Annotated in this window: 1 pseudogene; it reads left to right on the top strand. The window is 54.8% G+C overall.

From position 1 onward, the window contains the following. Window positions 1-279, top strand: a pseudogene (locus IEQ44_RS15720) (hypothetical protein); the annotation flags it as partial.

A 279-nucleotide genomic window follows, 5' to 3' on the forward strand; every position in this document is an offset into this window, starting at 1 on the left:
GCCTTTCTGTGCAGGGTAATGCGCCGAAGTTTTTGACTCGCGTCAGCCGTCCCGGTGTGCCGATTAACTCGCTGATGCTTTCCGGAGCGATCACTTCGCTGGTGGTGTTAATCAACTATCTGCTGCCGCAAAAAGCGTTTGGTCTGCTGATGGCGCTGGTGGTAGCAACGCTGCTGTTGAACTGGATTATGATCTGTCTGGCGCATCTGCGTTTTCGTGCAGCGATGCGACGTCAGGGGCGTGAAACACAGTTTAAGGCGCTGCTCTATCCGTTCGGCA

The sequence above is a fragment of the Nocardioides malaquae genome, assembly GCF_015070385.1.
GTDB classification, from domain to species: Bacteria; Actinomycetota; Actinomycetes; order Propionibacteriales; family Nocardioidaceae; genus Nocardioides; species Nocardioides malaquae.